Raw genomic sequence first — 15,501 nt, 5'->3', positions numbered from 1 at the left:
CATTAAGCAAAAGAAATACAAATCAAAAACCCTCAAGCTATTTTTTATAAAGAAAAATCCCTCAACATAAATAGGTATTTGCCGTGCCACCGCTCCGCTTTTGCACATACATTATGGTGAATTCAACCTATTTTAAAGAAATGGAGGATGTTATTATGTATCCCTACAATCCATATGATCCATATAATCAATATGCGTACCAACAACCACAGTATGACTTACAAGCACAATACCAATCTTATATAGATCACGCAGAGCAAACGAATCCATATGACCAAAATAGACAATTCCAACTTCCAATCTCTTTTCCTGGCACTGGAAATCGTCAATTAGAAAGACGCGTAAATGAGCTTGAACAAAGAGTACGTCAACTAGAAAATACAGTTGAGCGCCATACACGTAGACTAAACCGCTTAAACCAACGTTTACGCACAGTAGAAAACAGACTAAACATTCCATTCGCAGCATTAGAAGACGGATTTTAATCGAGAAAATAAAGTGAAACTTTAATCAACCTTCACCAATCGGGCTTTTACGGGCAGCCCGCCCGGCAAATAGCGGGATAAAAATTATATAAAGGAAGGGGCTCCCCCTTCCTTATATAAATTGACGAAAGTTTTTTCCATCTCTATACTGATAAGAGTTAATGAAATGAAACAAGGTGATAAATATGGATTTTGAAATAAATTATCTTTCCTTTTATGTTGTACAAGTAGAAGGAAAAGGTGAAGCAGTTGATAAACGCTACAAACATTTTCAAACTTTAGACGCTGAAGAATATGAAGATAGCTCCTTAAAAGAATTTTTGAATGGTGAGTTATTAAAAATATCGAAGCGAAAAGTAGAACGTCATGCAAAAACAGAACAAGCCCCAACAAAAATTGGTCGCTTTATTGTAGAGGAAGGGCACGAACTTGATTCAAACCCTCATTACAACCTTTTTAATCGTATTCGCTTTGCAGAAACAAAGGAAAACTTTAAAGATATGAGCGAACCTCTCGTTTATACATATCTTGACACAAGCGCTGTACGCGGTGGTGTATTTTTAATTGCTCAGGCAAAACTACGCAAATACTTTGATGATCCATTCGTATTTGTAATGAAATGCGACTTCGAACCAAAGGTGGCTTCTATTTCTGATGAATCAACACTGATTCGTAACGTTGAAATGGCCATCACAACAAAGAATATGAAATCTATCCAATATCCGTACATGCCTGAAGAAGGTATGGTCGAAGTGGGCGAATTAAAAATTCACCAAGCATCACACGCCCGCTACTTTGAAGACTTCTTAAAATTCGTCGAATATGAACGCTCTATGCCTGAAATTATGAAAACACAAGTAATGGACATGGTATACGACCAAATTGAAGATGTATTTGAAGAAGGTACAGAAGAACGCGAACAATTCGACCAAGCGATGGAAGTATGGGCTGCCAGTCCGAAACGCGAAATTATGGAACAATTTTCAACCGAAGAAGTAATGGAAGCTACCGCTCAAATCGTTGAGCATGCTCCTGAAGTGGAATTAAAGCTAAAAGCAGACCATATTTCTGTGAAGGCGTTACTTGCTGATTTCGGGGATCAAATACATATTGCGAAGGTAAATGACCGATATGTACTTATGATTGAAGCAGACACACTTACATTTGAAAAGGGCTTCTCTCCTATTGAGTTTCTGAAGCCAGATGAGCTGCAAGATGTGATTGAGCGGATTGAGAATAAGCAACAGTATTCGTATGATCCGAACGGGATTGAATAAATCCTTCCATATATCTGTTTTTATTGGGCGCTTTTAATAAGCGCTCTTTTATTTTGAGCTTAGTTGATGTTTATATTAAAAAACGATTCTTAATAGAATCGTTTTTCCTGATTTATAACAAAAATATGCTTATTTTTAAAAATTATTATTGATTCAAGATATCAATTGTCGCAGAATCAAGTAAATTCCTTCCTTGTTGTGCAAGCGTATTTCCATTAGAGTAGTCACTATGTATGTTGGTAAAATGAAAACTTCACTTCACTACCTCAAATTTATTATACTCGTAAAAAGATAATTGAAAACGATATTCCGGATGCTCTCTCACCCAATCGTAGGCTTCTTCTAAAATTTCCATTTTGTTTTGCAAGTCATTAAGTTCACTACATTTGTCCTTTTTCTGTTTGCACAGAGGGCAGAATCCATTTACTATGTCGGCACTTGTCGCCCTAATAGTTTTACTTTTCAAGTCAACTACTAAACGAAGAAGAAGAGAATGCTCAGCTTTTGTAGTCACCGTCATTTCAGCAACCCCATCCTCATTCCAAAAGACACCGTTTAATTCCATCTGTACGGTGACGTCTTTAATATCCAAGTCTATCACTATCACACCTCCCTTGTATAAAACTCATATTTTACTCTTCGATTTTAATCTTTAATACACCACGCTTTAAAGATATATTAAGCTTTTTCCAATTCTTCTTCTTTGCTATGAAAGGAAGTATAATTACTGCTGATAGCGTGGTAAATATTATCCCCAAAACTACAACTGTTACAATGTTGAAGATTGCTTCCATTTAACTGTATCCTCTTTCATTTCTATGGGCTCTAATTTTATGAATGTATTTAAAAATTCTTACCGCCCCTTAATTTTCAAAGTAATTATAATGGCCCAATCACAACAAATCAATTCCTATTTAATATGAATACTTTATTCATCCATCAATATAATGATGTTAAATTTATGTAGCTAGAAATAAAGGAGAATGTCATTTAACCTCTACATTCTCCTCCATCTCAGCCAAATACCTAATCTGCCGTTCTGCTTTTCGCACTGCCGTACGAAAATGTTTTTTCAGCAGTTCTACTGTATTTTCACTTATATAATATCTTTCCGTAATACTTTCCCACGTGTCACTACTTTCAAATGTACTCCATTCAAAAGAGCGTTCTGTATTTTTCTTTAGTTCTTTAAACACCCATTTTCGCATCTTTTTTTTCGCTTTTTCCGTTAGTTTCCCGTCCTTTACAAGTTCCAGTTCGCCATGTCTTTTGTACCGTTTATGAATATCTCTCTCGCTATATACTTTAAGAAGTATATTTGCTGTATTCTCAGCATCTGCTAGAGCTCGGTGCTGTTTCCCTTCCCATGTTAAACCGAGCTGTTCTACTGCAAATTGTAAACTTGGCGTATGTTCAAATAATTCTTCATACGCTTGGAAAACAAATTTTTGCAAATCAATTCTATTTTCTTTTTCTATACTTGGGCATTCAACACCATGTAATGCACAATCATGAAATAGAAAGCGATAATCTTCTTTTCCCCATGAAACAAATATACAATCTTCGCCGATGAACTGAATAAATTTCTCTACAATTTGAGGGAATTTTTCTACACCAATTAAATCTTCCTTTGTAATTCCAGTCAATTTTGTCGTATGACGAGTTAATCGTGCACTTGGTTTTACTAACTCCGAAAACTCTTCAATTATCTTCATTGTACCTATTTTTATTTTTACAGCTCCGATATCAACTATTTCTGACGGATCTTCTGATTTATACGGTCTGAAATTCCTCTCAATATCAAACACAATGAAATGTGTAGCGTTTTTCAATTTATTTACCTCTTTCTAAATTCCTTTTCACACAAACACTCTATTTTCAGTATTTATTTATTCATGTACTTTATACAAAAATACTCCGAATAAATAAATGAAAATTCAGTCTCGTTATGATATGTAAGTAGGAGGACATCTATAAAAATGCAAAAAAAAGAAGGGCTCGCCCTTCTTTTTTCAAAAATTACTTCTTGTTTACGTTAGTAGCTTGAGGTCCACGGTTACCTTGTTCTACTTCGAAAGTAACTTCTTGACCTTCTTCTAAAGTTTTGAAGCCTTCGCCTTGGATAGCTGAGAAATGAACGAATACGTCTTCTCCGCCTTCAACTTCGATGAAACCGAAACCTTTTTCTGAGTTAAACCATTTTACTTTACCGTTTTGCATGAAAAAAATCCTCCTACAATGTACCTATATGTACATATTCATTTTCAACCACCTTACAATAATAAGCCAGATATTAAAAAACTGCAACCCCTGAGGAGATTTAACATTGCTATCCTCCTCGGAAGTTACAGCTCATTTAAATCTCTATATTATTAAAAGTAAAATGGTTTAAATATACTATATCATATCAATATAATAAAAGTAAAGTTTTTTTCTTAAATTATTTTTTGTTCCCACTGCATTGCTTTTAATTCGCCTGATCCGGCTACTACATAACCATCTTTTTGATTAACAATGCGCCATCCGTGCCCTTTAACTGAATCACATACTGTAACAATACCTTCGTCAAGAAGCACACGGCACACACTACTAATACCCGCCTTATTTTGTGTTGAAGTTGTATATAAAACATGTTGATCTACACTTAAGTCTAAATAACTACTTGCTTTCTGCTCACTTTGACATGTATGCCAATATATTTTTTCACTCGCAATACTTTCATCTATTTTACAATAAGAAATATTCCCGCTAACTCCCTTGCACGATCCACTTGCCGCTACTAAATAAGAATTGTGTAAAGTCAACGCGGAGATCATTTGATTCATCGCAATTTTAATCCTCTTTAATTTACGTGTCTTCAAATCAAAGAGCCAAACACCACCATATTTAGCATGTATTTTCGTACCAATAAATAAGTAATGCTTATATAAAAATAACGATCGAATAGACGGTGCCGCACTGCCATACTCAAGAAACGGATGAATAGTCTCCCATGTCGAACCGAAATTATTAGAAAGATACAGCGTTTTTTCTCCATGAGCAATGACAGTTCCTTGTACATTGCTACATACATTCCAACTCGTTGCTTTTGTTGGAAAACGCTGAATTGTCCAGTTCTCCCCACCATTCATACTACGAATAAAAATCCCTTCGTCACCTACACCATAAACTACATTATCTTCGCTATGTAAATCCCTAATTCGTTTTTGAAAACCATTTAAAATTCGTTTCCATTCTCCGTCTTGTTCAATAAATAAGCCATTATATGTAGTAGCTAACAACAGTTTTCCATCTCTTAACTTTGCAATAGCAGTTGCACTTAACATTGTCTCCACGTTGACACTCCCATTCTTAGAACTTCTCAGCAAATGCAATTGCAAAATTACTGCATTTTTCAACATCCTCTTCATCTTCTGGAGCTAATTCAATTTTCAGCCCTTCTTGTACAAGCTCTGCACCGCGTTCTACAAGACGTTCTTCAAATATCGTTACCGCTTCACAAAATAGTTCATACGCCGTATCACCTGATCCGAATACCGCTACCTTTTTCCCAGCTAAATCTATATTTTCTAAGTCCTCATGAAAATCTTCCGCTTCAAATGGTAATTCACCATCGCCCCACGTATAAGATCCTAAAATAATTCCATCATAAGCTAATAATTCTTCAGCATCCATGCCTTCCATTTCTTGCAATACTACTTCATGATCAAAAGCATCTAAACTAACTTTAATTAAATCAGCAATACTCTCTGTATTTCCTGACATACTTGCATAAGCTATTAAAATTTTTGCCACTTTGGCATCCCCCTCTAACAATAAATGATTCTCATTCTCATTATATTAATAATGAGAATCAATTTCAATTGATTTTTTCTACTTTTATTTATATTACTTATTTCAAATAAAGTGAAATTTTAATGAGTGGGAGTTTTGTTCATCCCCCACTCATTATTAGTTGAACCAATCGGACTTTTACGGGCAGCAGGGCCCTCCCCTAACTTCTTTGCTTCCACTGAATTTTGAGGTGGGGGGTCTTACTGCCCGGCAAATAGCGGGATAAATAAAAAAGCACAGATGACTATACAATCATCTGTGCTTTTTTATTACTTTTTAAAAATACCAAAAGGCTTTCCTACTGGTAAAACAACTTTTCCAAAGTGTGTATTTAACACTGCTGCTGCTGAACCGTAGAAAGATAATAATGAAATAAGAAGTTCAGAATATGCTGCTAAATTATGCATTGCGTGCGGCATAACACCTAAAGTACTTAATGAAAGACCAATAAATAAGAAATCAATAAGGACAAAGATCATAAATAATACTTTATGTGTTTCCATTGCACCAATCGTCATAAAGATTGTGAAAATCAAATATCCGATAAAGGCTACACCAAGCTGTTTTGAATCTGCAGCTTGTGCTAATTTTTCGCCAAATACTCCAAGTTGAATTAACCAAGTCATTCCAACACCTAACCAAAATAGGCCGTACGCACCAAATGCTGTCGTACCGAATGTATTGTTATGCTTTGCATCGTGAATGCAAGCAAAGATTTGTGCAAATCCTCCTAAAAAGATTGCCCATGGTAATACAAGTGAAACGCCATCTGTTAAGCCTAACTTTTGAGATGATGCTACAAGTGTTACCATTGCTAATCCAAATAGACCAATTCCAGATGGATCCGCTGTTGTCATTTTCACATGATGTGTAGTAGTTTGATTGCTCATATAAACCTCCTGATTATAAACATACTCGAATACAATACTTAAATCAGAAGCCTATGTCAATGGGTTTTTTTGTATGTTGTCAGACGTTATATTTTATAATGATTAAATATATTTCCGACCACTTCATAAGGTTTTATATTCACTTTTTCCAACTCGTTTATCGGTAGCCATAACGGAATATAACTTCCTCTACCTTCCCGCTGAAATTCCTCAGCTGTTCCACTTCCGAACACTCCGCCTGTAATATAGGCACCATAATAATATTCATTTCCTTTATATTTTACCTTTGCAATAAGGTGCTCCACTTTTATATGTAGCCCTAATTCTTCATATACCTCTCTTTTCGTTGCCTCTTCAGGCGTTTCACCTTCCTCACCCCCTCCGCCAGGAAAAACATAATATGTTTCCTCTTCTCGAATACGTTTTATAAGAGCAATTTTCCCTTCCTGTACAATGATAGCCGCCCCGCGATTTCTTATCATTTTATTTCCTCAATACGAATCGCGACTGTTCCCCACTCTTTTTCTTGTTCTTTCGTATATATTTTGTATGTACTTTCTAACATTTCCTCTAAACTATCATTCTCACAATCCAATAATTTTTTATCAATTTGTTCATACATAGATTTAAAGCTCTCGTATCGCTTTATTTCCGTTACTTTTACCGTCATCATTTCTGTCGTCGTAAGATTCGTAAATACGATTTCATCGCCTTTGTTTATTAGTTGACGTTTTTTATCGTATAGGCGTACTTCATATACTTTTTTTCCTGATTGAATTGACTGAAACGGTTTATTATATAAACCCATTTCGTATCGCATACATCCCACTCCCTTTTTTTCATTTCACCTATTAATACAGTTCACATTACTACATCTTGCATATAATATTCCATACGTATCGCTTAATTGAGAAAGGAGGCTGAAGAAGCATGTTATATTTAAATCAAAAACCTGAATATAATAAATATGATATTGGTGATTATACTTATAGTAAAGTAGGGCCAACCATTTTTTCTTGGAACGATGAAACAAAATTAAAAATAGGTAAGTTTTGTTCATTAGCAGAAGAAGTCGTTTTCATACTCGGCGGTGAACATCGCGCAGACTGGATAACAACTTATCCATTTAATGCACTTTTTGATGAAGGAGCACATATTACTGGTCACCCTTCTTCAAAAGGTGATATCGTAGTCGGCAATGATGTATGGATCGGTTATCAATCCTGCATTTTATCTGGTGTTACAATTGGTAACGGGGCCATTATCGGCGCCAGAAGCGTTGTTACAAAAGACGTACCCCCGTATGCAATTGTAGCTGGTAATCCTGCAAAATTTGTTCGATATCGTTTCCCACAAGAAACGATTGACAAACTAGAGAATCTCGCATGGTGGGACTGGGACATTTCTGTTATAAAAGGAGCCATTCCATTACTACTCTCCGACAAAACCGACGAATTTTTCACCTCACCCGAAAATGAATCTATATGATTAAAACAGAAAGAGCATCCAATTATTTTTCAGGATGCTCTTTCTGTTTTTATTTTTTATGTCCATGCAAATGATTACACGGAGAACATTGAAATGGAATTTTATCTAAGCAATTAAAGTTTGTTTCACAAATTTGTTCAATCGTTGGAACAAATGGAATGACAACTATGTTACTTTCTACTATTTGTGTAACAGGTGGCAATACTGTGCCTACTTGATGTTCAAAACGAATACTCGCTTGATTTATATAATTTCCTGAGCCATTTGGCGCGCTCTGTACTGCTACTTGGAACGAAACTGTCCTTGCTTCACCAGGATTTAAAATTCCGATAAGAAACCCTACTGCCGGGCTTACATTCGGCACTGGCCTATTATCAACCGTTACACTTCCAGGAACAAATCGAACACTACTATCTAACATATCTTGAAAACGAATATTTTGCATTACAGTATCACCCGTATTTGTGATGACTGTCGTAAACGTAATGACATCTCCAATTGTTGCTGCCTGTAAATCTGCCGTTTTTACGACTGTCGTTGAGACATTTTGAGGAATAAACGGGATAACAACTGTATTACTATCACCTTCAACTACTACTGGCGGCTCATTCGGATTTACAGTTGCGAGCCCATTCGCTGTAGCGGTATTTGTAACTAAATTATTTACTTGCCCTCCTGTTATTACAACTTGGAAATTAATAATTGCTGCATCATTTGGCTGAAAATCACCTAACGGAATACCAGTATTCGGATTAGCAAATGGAAGAGGTACATCATTTACCGTTACCGTACCATTTATAAATAGCGTATTCGGATCAATGATATCTGTTAACACAATATTGGTCACAGGAACTGTACTATCATTTATAACAGCGATTCCGTAAGTGACAACATCCCCTATCATTGCTACTTCAAAGTTTGCTCCTTTTGCAACAAATAAGATTGCAGTATTTACCGTTACAATAACTGTATTGCTCGTGTCCATCACTGTAACTGGCGGCTCTCCTGGTACTAAAATATATTCTGCTAACGCTCCAGCAACGTTTACTACTGTTCCACCATCCGGAAAACTTGTAATCGTAGCTTCATATGTTACAAGTGCCGTCTCACCAACTGGTATATCAGGTATCGTAAATCCAATCTGCGGATTTAACCCCGGTTGCGGAACCCCATTTATCGTTACACTATTTGGAATGAAATCAGCTTCCTGAGATAGCACATCGATAAATTGAACATTCATTGCATCAGCAGTACCAGTATTTAATATACGAACAGTATACGTTACCGTTTCTCCTACACCAACAACTGAATGGTCTACTTCTTTTAACATATCTAAGCTGCCTCTATTTACCGGCGTAACCGTCGTATTACTTGAATTTGTAATTGTAGACGGAGGTTCTCCTGGAATCAATTCGAAATCTCCCGTTACTCTTGCTGTATTCATAATGCTACTAGAAGGCGGAACTGCGATTACATTTACTTCAAATGTAATTAATACACTATCCCCTACTGCAAGATCAGGCAATGCAAAGCCTACAAATGGATCTAAACCTACTTGCGGAACCCCATTTATTTGTACACTTCCAGGAACGAATTCTAAACTAGGTGATGGAACATCGATAAACTGAACATTCGTTGCTGTTACCGTTCCCGTATTTGTAACTTGCACACTATACGTTAACGTATCTCCTAATCGTGTCGCTTCTTTATTTATAGATTTTATAACGCTGAATCGTCCTCTATTCACTCTAGTTATCGTCGTATTACTCGGCTCTGTTACTACAACTGGTAGTTCTCCTGGCACTAAAGTAAAGCTTCCTGTTATATTTGCAACGTTCGTAATTGTTCCTGATGACGGGATGTTTGTAACTGTCGCTTGAAACGTCACTATAACTGTTTCACCTACCGGTATATCTCCAACTCCAAATCCAGTAATTGGATTTAAGTTTGGTTGCGAGGCTCCATTTATCGTTACACTATTTGGTACAAATGACGCCCCTGCTGAAATGGTATCAACAAACTGAACAGCATTAGCTGTTACTGTTCCTGTATTCGTTATTTGAACCGTATACGTTAATATATCTCCAACGAGAGTAGCAACCCTATTTACTTGTTTAATAACATTAAATTGCCCTCTATTTACAGTTGTAAGTGTTGTATTGCTCGGCTCTGTTACTATAACTGGTGGTTCTCCTGGTACTAATACAAAACTTCCAGTTACATTTGCCGTATTGGCAATTGTTCCGTTTGATGGCGCACTAACAACGGTTACTTGGAAGGTGACTTCTACACTTTCACCTGGATTTATATCTGGAAGCGGGAATCCGTTATTCGGATTGAATCCAGGTTGTAACACACCATCTATCGTTACACTGTTCGGCACGAATGCTATAGAGGAAGGTAATACATCACTATATTGAACATTCGTTGCTGGCACTGTTCCTGTATTTTGAACTACTGTTGTATATGTGATTGTATCGCCTACTGCAACAACCGGCTGACTCACTGATTTTAAAACATTCAAACCAGGCTCATTGATTTCTGTTAATGTCGTATTACTTGTCGTTGTTTCCGTAATAGGCGGTTCTGTTTCACTTACAGCAAATGTAGCTGTAACGTCTACAAAATTAACAATCGTTCCACCTTCTGGTATGCTTGTAACCACTTCCTGATATGTGACAAGTACAAAATCATCGACAGGTATATCTGGAACTGTAAAACCAATGAAAGGATCTAATCCTGGTGCTGGTACCCCGTTTATGCTCACACTTCCTGGTACAAATGCTACACCCGCGGAAGTAGTATCGATAAATTGAACATTCGTCGCTGGCACTGTTCCGAAATTAAAAATCAATACATCATACGTTAATATTTCTCCTACCGTCGCTACTTCTTTATCTACTAGTTTCAATGGAAAAATAAACGCTATATTAATTGTCGTAACGACTAAATTTGTTAATATCGTTTCCGTAATCGGTGGTTCCTGCGGATTTGGTTGTGAAGTAAATGTAACATCTGCATCATTTAATATGACTTCATTATCTGGAATTTCTGTAATCGTCACTTGGAATGTGACCTCAATACTTCCACCAGCGATTAATAATGGAGTAACTGTAAATCCTATTTCTGGATTTAAACCAAGTTGCTGCACTCCACCTATCGTTACACTATTGTCAACAAACGTCGTTCCTTCTGGTATGACATCTTGGAAGAACACATCTGTAACAGGGATAATTCCTACGTTTGAAATGAGCACAGTATACGTTAATACATCCCCAACGGCCCCAGTTGCAACATCAACTGTTTTTGTTGCTGTTACTTCACCAGGAGGAGGTAACGGTATTGTAACTACCGTTGTATTACTTGAATTCGTGGTTGTTACAGGTGGTTGTAAAGGATTTAATAAGAAAGTGGCTGTAGCAGATGCTGTATTTAATACTGCTCCACGTGTAGACGGTGCAACTACCGTAACTTGGAACGTTACTGTCAATGATGTTCCAGCAGCAATATTAGGAAGCAGGAAACCAACATTTGGGTCAAATCCAGGTTGTAGCGTTCCATTTATCGTTACACTGTTTGCTACAAATGTTGTTTCTAAAGCAATTGGATCAAGGAAAGAGACATTCGTTGCTGTTACTGTACCGTTATTCCGAATGACAACAGAATACGTGTAAGTTTCTCCAAGTGCTGCTTGTTGTACAGATGAAGATTTTTGTATATTTAACTGTGCTGTGTTTACTTGCGTCACAACAAAATTACTATTTGTAACAGTCGTTATTGGAGGGTTTGCTGGATTTATAAGAAAACTTGCAGTAACGTTCGATTGGTTTCTTATATTTCCACCGCTCGGAACACTCGTCACTGTAACTTGAAACGTAATCGTAGCCGTTTGCCCGACCGGAATATTTGGTACCGGGAAACCTAGCATAGGATCCGCACCTTGCTGAACAACTCCATTTATCGTCACACTATTTGTTACAAACGCAGTACCAGACGGAATTGGATCTTGAAAAACAATATTTGTTGCAGGAACAGTTCCTGTATTTTGAATAAGAATCGTATACGTTAACGTATCTCCTACACCGGCTTGTGGTGTATTTACACTCTTCATTACATTAAGTGATCCTACATTCACTCGCGTCACAACAATATTACTAATCGTTACAATTGTAATTGGTGGCTGGAGAGGACTTACTTGGAAATCAGCAGTTACATTCGCATTATTCGGAAGAACTCTATTTGGTGGTACACTCGTGATTGCCACTTGAAAAGTGACCGTCACCATACCTCCTACTGGAATATTAGCAAGTGGAAATCCAATTGTCGGGTTTAAACCTGGTTGAGGTGTCCCGTTTATTGTTACACTATTCGCTACAAAAGTGGTTCCAACTGGAATCGGATCAAGGAATGATACATTTGTCGCTGTCACCGTTCCACTATTTTGTATACGAACTGTATACGTTAACGTATCTCCTACACCGGCTTCAGTAGCACTTACACTTTTCATTACATTTAACCCTGAAGAATTCACAATCGTCATAACAGTATTACTTGGTACTGTTACAGTAATCGGTGGCTCTGTTGGATTTACAAGGAAATCTCCAGTTACATTCGCATTATTTACGACATTATTCCCTTGGGGAATTTCATCAATTAATACTTCAAACGTAACAATAACACTCGCGCCAGTAGGCAAATCATTTAATTGGAATCCAAGTTCTGGATCTGCCCCTTCTTGTAAAACACCATTCACAACTACACTATTTTCAATAAATAATGTCCCTTGTGGAATTGAATCTTGGAAAAATACATTTGTAGCTGGTACACTACCTGCATTTATAACTTCGATTGTATATACTAAAATATCCCCTACAGTTGCAACAGCCGTATTCACTGATTTCACAACTTCAAAGTTCCCTGTTTGTACTGTCGTATTCACAACATTACTCGGAACATTGATGGTTACTGGTGGTTCACTCGGATTCACTTGAAAACTTGCTGTTACATTTGCTTGATTTAAAATATCTTCATTTTCTGGATCCTGTACAATTAATACGTCAAATGTGACTACAACTGTTTGAGCCGCAGGAATATTCGGAAGAGAAAATCCTGTATTCGGATTCAATCCACTTTGCGATACTCCATTAATTGTTACAGAATTTGCAACAAATGAAACAGCAGAAGAAATAGGGTCTTGGAAAAATACATTTGTTAACGGAACGTTTCCTGTATTTTGGACGGCAATTGTGTATGTTAAAGTATCCCCTACCGCCGCTTGCGTTGTATTCACTTCTTTTATTACATTTAAACCGCCTGTATTAACTTGTGTCACAACTGTATTCGTTTGTCTATTAATTGTTATCGGTGGCTGATTCGGAATAACGACGAAATTAGCAGACACATTTCCGCGATTCGCAATCGTACCTCCCGATGGTGTAGATGTAACTCGTACTCGAAATGTAACAGTCCTACTTCCGCCAGGAGATATATTAGCTACTGTAAACCCAGTTGCTGGATTTGCCCCAGGTTGTGAAACCCCGTCCACAGTCACACTATTTGCGATAAATGTCGTTCCAATTGGGATCGGATCTTGAAAAATAACGTTCGTCGCAAGTACATTTCCTGTATTTTCAATTGTAACAGTGTACGTAAGAACATCATTTACCGTCGCAAAAGCTCTATCCACTGTTTTTCTCGTTCTTATATCAGCTATGTTAACGGTCGTAACTACAGTGTTACTTGTCGCTTGCCCTGAAACTGGTTGTTGACCAGGCACTGGAGTAAAGGTAAATGTAGCACTTGCACGATTGGGAATTGGATTGACAAGAGGATTAGATGTTACTCGAACTTGAAAGCGCACTATAGTCGTTTGCGAAGCATTAATACTTCCAAGATTTATACTACTTGCTGGATTCGCTCCTGGGCGTGCTACTCCATTCACTGTAACGCTATTTGGAACAAATGTTGTTCCAGCAGGTATACTATCAACAAAAATAACATTGTTTGCAGTAACGTTCCCATTATTTGTGACATTAACTGTGTACGTTAATACATCATTAAGCGTTGCCGTCTGTAAATCTACAGATTTTTGCATACTTATAGTCGCTTGATTCACTGTCGTTTGTACTGTGTTTGAAGAAGACGTACTTGTAATAGGAGGACTACTAACGAAAGGACGGAATTGATATGACACCATTGCACGATTTGGAATAGGATTTGGGTTCGGAAACGATGTTATTCGTACTTGAAATGTAACAATTCTTTGCGTGTTATTTGGGATTGTGCCTAAATTAATTCCATTAGCAGGGTTCGCATTCGGCTGTGTTACTCCACCTACTGTTACACTACCTGTAACAAACGTCGTTCCGTTCGGAATACTGTCTTGTAATATAACATTTTCTGCACTTCCTGTACCTGTATTAGGAACTGTAATTGTGTAGGTAAGAATATCTCCAACTCCTGCAACTGTTCTATTGACCGATTTAACAGGATTAATAATTGGCCCCGTTGCATCAATTTGAACCCCAAAACCAGCTGCAGCGTATCCATCTCCATTAGTAACGAATCGAACCGTTGCTGATGTTTGATTGTTTACTAAAGATGAGGAGGCATCTACATTTGTAATATCCCACCCCTGTCTTCGGACGGCCAAAGCTATCCCTAACGGCTGATTCAAATCTCCAAACGTGCCACTCGTATCTAAATTTCCACTGTCATTACAAATTTGTGACTGAAAAAAATTATTCGCAGGATTTCTCGGTCCGAATAATGCAACTGTAGCATTTGCATTCGGTCCAAAGCGAAGTTGATCTCCAACAATGTTAGAATCACCTTCTTGAGCAGTTACGAGCACTCGTCCTGTTACAGCTCCTGTAGCTGGAGTAGTAAATCCTGAAATAGTGGCATCAACTGGTGGTGATGAAGCATCAATAATTTCTTGACCTGCATATACTGACAAATTTCGAAGTGGTAAATTGGCATTTTGATACACAACCTCAAGCGTCCATCCAGCTGAACGACTGATTGTTGGGTCGGCTGAAGTTCTTGCAGCTGGCACAGCACCCGTTGTATATGTTCCTGCTCCACCTGCACTAACAAGATTCGTTACATTGGCAGAGCGAGCATAATAAAACTGGTTTCCTACTGAACCTTGCTGCGCGGTAACAGGATCTGGCGTAACAGAAAACGTCCCTGCTGGCGTTGTAAATGTAATGTTATCATTTAAAAATGGTAACACATCTTCCGTATCAGTCCGGAACGTACCAGCCCAAACTAATTCTGCATATAACACACTGCTTCCCGCTGGAAGATTTAAAATTGCACTTGAAGAATTCAATTCCCATTCATCTGTTGTCCCTGCTGGGAATCCTGGTACTTGCAATGCTGTATTTACTGTCGTAAACACAGCAAGTGTACCAAAAATATTACCTGGTGCAGGTGATGTAGGACTAAGTCCCAGTGTATTCCCAGTGAACGTGACGGCACCAGGTACTGTTGTCGTAAAACGATTTATAAAAGGCACACAAT

General features: G+C 37.5%; 13 protein-coding genes. 3 read left to right on the top strand and 10 right to left on the bottom strand.

Features of this window, described 5'->3' with window-relative positions; genetic code table 11:
- Positions 1-155 precede the first annotated feature (155 nt).
- Both ASE54_RS09310 and ASE54_RS09305 read left to right on the top strand, forming a co-directional pair.
- A complete protein-coding gene (locus tag ASE54_RS09310; RefSeq protein ID WP_000283708.1) occupies positions 156-485 on the top strand; it encodes a hypothetical protein in 330 nt (109 codons plus the stop codon).
- Positions 486-670: 185 nt separating this feature from the next.
- A complete protein-coding gene (locus ASE54_RS09305; RefSeq protein ID WP_000345047.1) occupies positions 671-1,762 on the top strand; it encodes a DUF3900 domain-containing protein in 1,092 nt (363 codons plus the stop codon).
- Between the two features lie 253 nt (positions 1,763-2,015).
- On the opposite strand, the gene ASE54_RS09300 is transcribed toward ASE54_RS09305, so the two are convergent.
- The 9 genes from ASE54_RS09300 to ASE54_RS09265 form a co-directional block, all read right to left on the bottom strand.
- A complete protein-coding gene (locus tag ASE54_RS09300; RefSeq protein ID WP_000566111.1) occupies positions 2,016-2,363 on the bottom strand; it encodes a hypothetical protein in 348 nt (115 codons plus the stop codon).
- A 31-nt stretch (positions 2,364-2,394) separates the two neighbouring features.
- Positions 2,395-2,556, bottom strand: a complete 162-nt coding sequence (locus ASE54_RS36275) for a hypothetical protein (protein ID WP_000387294.1) — start codon at positions 2,554-2,556, stop codon at positions 2,395-2,397.
- Between the two features lie 192 nt (positions 2,557-2,748).
- Positions 2,749-3,594 carry an exonuclease gene (locus ASE54_RS09295; protein WP_014895312.1) on the bottom strand — a complete coding sequence of 282 codons (846 nt, stop codon included), beginning with the start codon at positions 3,592-3,594 and terminating at the stop codon, positions 2,749-2,751.
- 187 nt (positions 3,595-3,781) lie between these two features.
- Entirely contained in the window at positions 3,782-3,982 is a 201-nt protein-coding gene (gene cspB, locus ASE54_RS09290; protein ID WP_001179150.1) for a cold shock-like protein CspB, read from the bottom strand.
- 215 nt (positions 3,983-4,197) lie between these two features.
- The gene (locus ASE54_RS09285) at positions 4,198-5,097 is read right to left on the bottom strand and encodes a hypothetical protein (RefSeq protein ID WP_000449483.1); all 900 of its coding nucleotides are present in this window, start codon (positions 5,095-5,097) and stop codon (positions 4,198-4,200) included.
- Between the two features lie 16 nt (positions 5,098-5,113).
- Positions 5,114-5,557: a flavodoxin gene (locus ASE54_RS09280; protein WP_001062758.1), complete on the bottom strand. Its 444-nt coding sequence runs from the start codon at positions 5,555-5,557 to the stop codon at positions 5,114-5,116.
- Between the two features lie 308 nt (positions 5,558-5,865).
- Positions 5,866-6,486: a GPR1/FUN34/YaaH family transporter gene (locus ASE54_RS09275; RefSeq protein ID WP_000070938.1), complete on the bottom strand. Its 621-nt coding sequence runs from the start codon at positions 6,484-6,486 to the stop codon at positions 5,866-5,868.
- Between the two features lie 86 nt (positions 6,487-6,572).
- Positions 6,573-6,968 carry an NUDIX domain-containing protein gene (locus ASE54_RS09270; protein WP_000620825.1) on the bottom strand — a complete coding sequence of 132 codons (396 nt, stop codon included), beginning with the start codon at positions 6,966-6,968 and terminating at the stop codon, positions 6,573-6,575.
- The gene (locus tag ASE54_RS09265) at positions 6,965-7,306 is read right to left on the bottom strand and encodes an ASCH domain-containing protein (RefSeq protein ID WP_001268365.1); all 342 of its coding nucleotides are present in this window, start codon (positions 7,304-7,306) and stop codon (positions 6,965-6,967) included. The genes ASE54_RS09270 and ASE54_RS09265 overlap by 4 nt, the downstream gene beginning before the upstream one ends.
- A gap of 110 nt (positions 7,307-7,416) precedes the next feature.
- Here ASE54_RS09265 and ASE54_RS09260 point away from each other — a divergent pair, with 110 nt between their 5' ends.
- Positions 7,417-7,974 carry a CatB-related O-acetyltransferase gene (locus tag ASE54_RS09260; protein ID WP_000966310.1) on the top strand — a complete coding sequence of 186 codons (558 nt, stop codon included), beginning with the start codon at positions 7,417-7,419 and terminating at the stop codon, positions 7,972-7,974.
- 49 nt (positions 7,975-8,023) lie between these two features.
- On the opposite strand, the gene ASE54_RS09255 is transcribed toward ASE54_RS09260, so the two are convergent.
- Positions 8,024-15,496: a DUF11 domain-containing protein gene (locus ASE54_RS09255; RefSeq protein ID WP_001115907.1), complete on the bottom strand. Its 7,473-nt coding sequence runs from the start codon at positions 15,494-15,496 to the stop codon at positions 8,024-8,026.
- Positions 15,497-15,501 lie beyond the last annotated feature (5 nt).

Source organism: Bacillus sp. Root131, from assembly GCF_001429475.1.
GTDB classification, from domain to species: Bacteria; Bacillota; Bacilli; order Bacillales; family Bacillaceae_G; genus Bacillus_A; species Bacillus_A thuringiensis_S.
The sequence above is the reverse complement of the archived record's forward strand: the minus strand, read 5'-3'. Positions and strand labels throughout refer to the sequence as shown.

What these genes read in the sequence shown, in the direction of transcription:
- ASE54_RS09275 (WP_000070938.1), bottom strand. Translation starts at nt 6,486, where the DNA reads ATGAGCAATCAAACTACTACACATCATGTGAAAATGACAACAGCGGAT.
- ASE54_RS36275 (WP_000387294.1), bottom strand. Translation starts at nt 2,556, where the DNA reads ATGGAAGCAATCTTCAACATTGTAACAGTTGTAGTTTTGGGGATAATA.
- ASE54_RS09310 (WP_000283708.1), top strand. Translation starts at nt 156, where the DNA reads ATGTATCCCTACAATCCATATGATCCATATAATCAATATGCGTACCAA.
- ASE54_RS09305 (WP_000345047.1), top strand. Translation starts at nt 671, where the DNA reads ATGGATTTTGAAATAAATTATCTTTCCTTTTATGTTGTACAAGTAGAA.
- ASE54_RS09265 (WP_001268365.1), bottom strand. Translation starts at nt 7,306, where the DNA reads ATGCGATACGAAATGGGTTTATATAATAAACCGTTTCAGTCAATTCAA.
- cspB (WP_001179150.1), bottom strand. Translation starts at nt 3,982, where the DNA reads ATGCAAAACGGTAAAGTAAAATGGTTTAACTCAGAAAAAGGTTTCGGT.
- ASE54_RS09260 (WP_000966310.1), top strand. Translation starts at nt 7,417, where the DNA reads ATGTTATATTTAAATCAAAAACCTGAATATAATAAATATGATATTGGT.
- ASE54_RS09270 (WP_000620825.1), bottom strand. Translation starts at nt 6,968, where the DNA reads ATGATAAGAAATCGCGGGGCGGCTATCATTGTACAGGAAGGGAAAATT.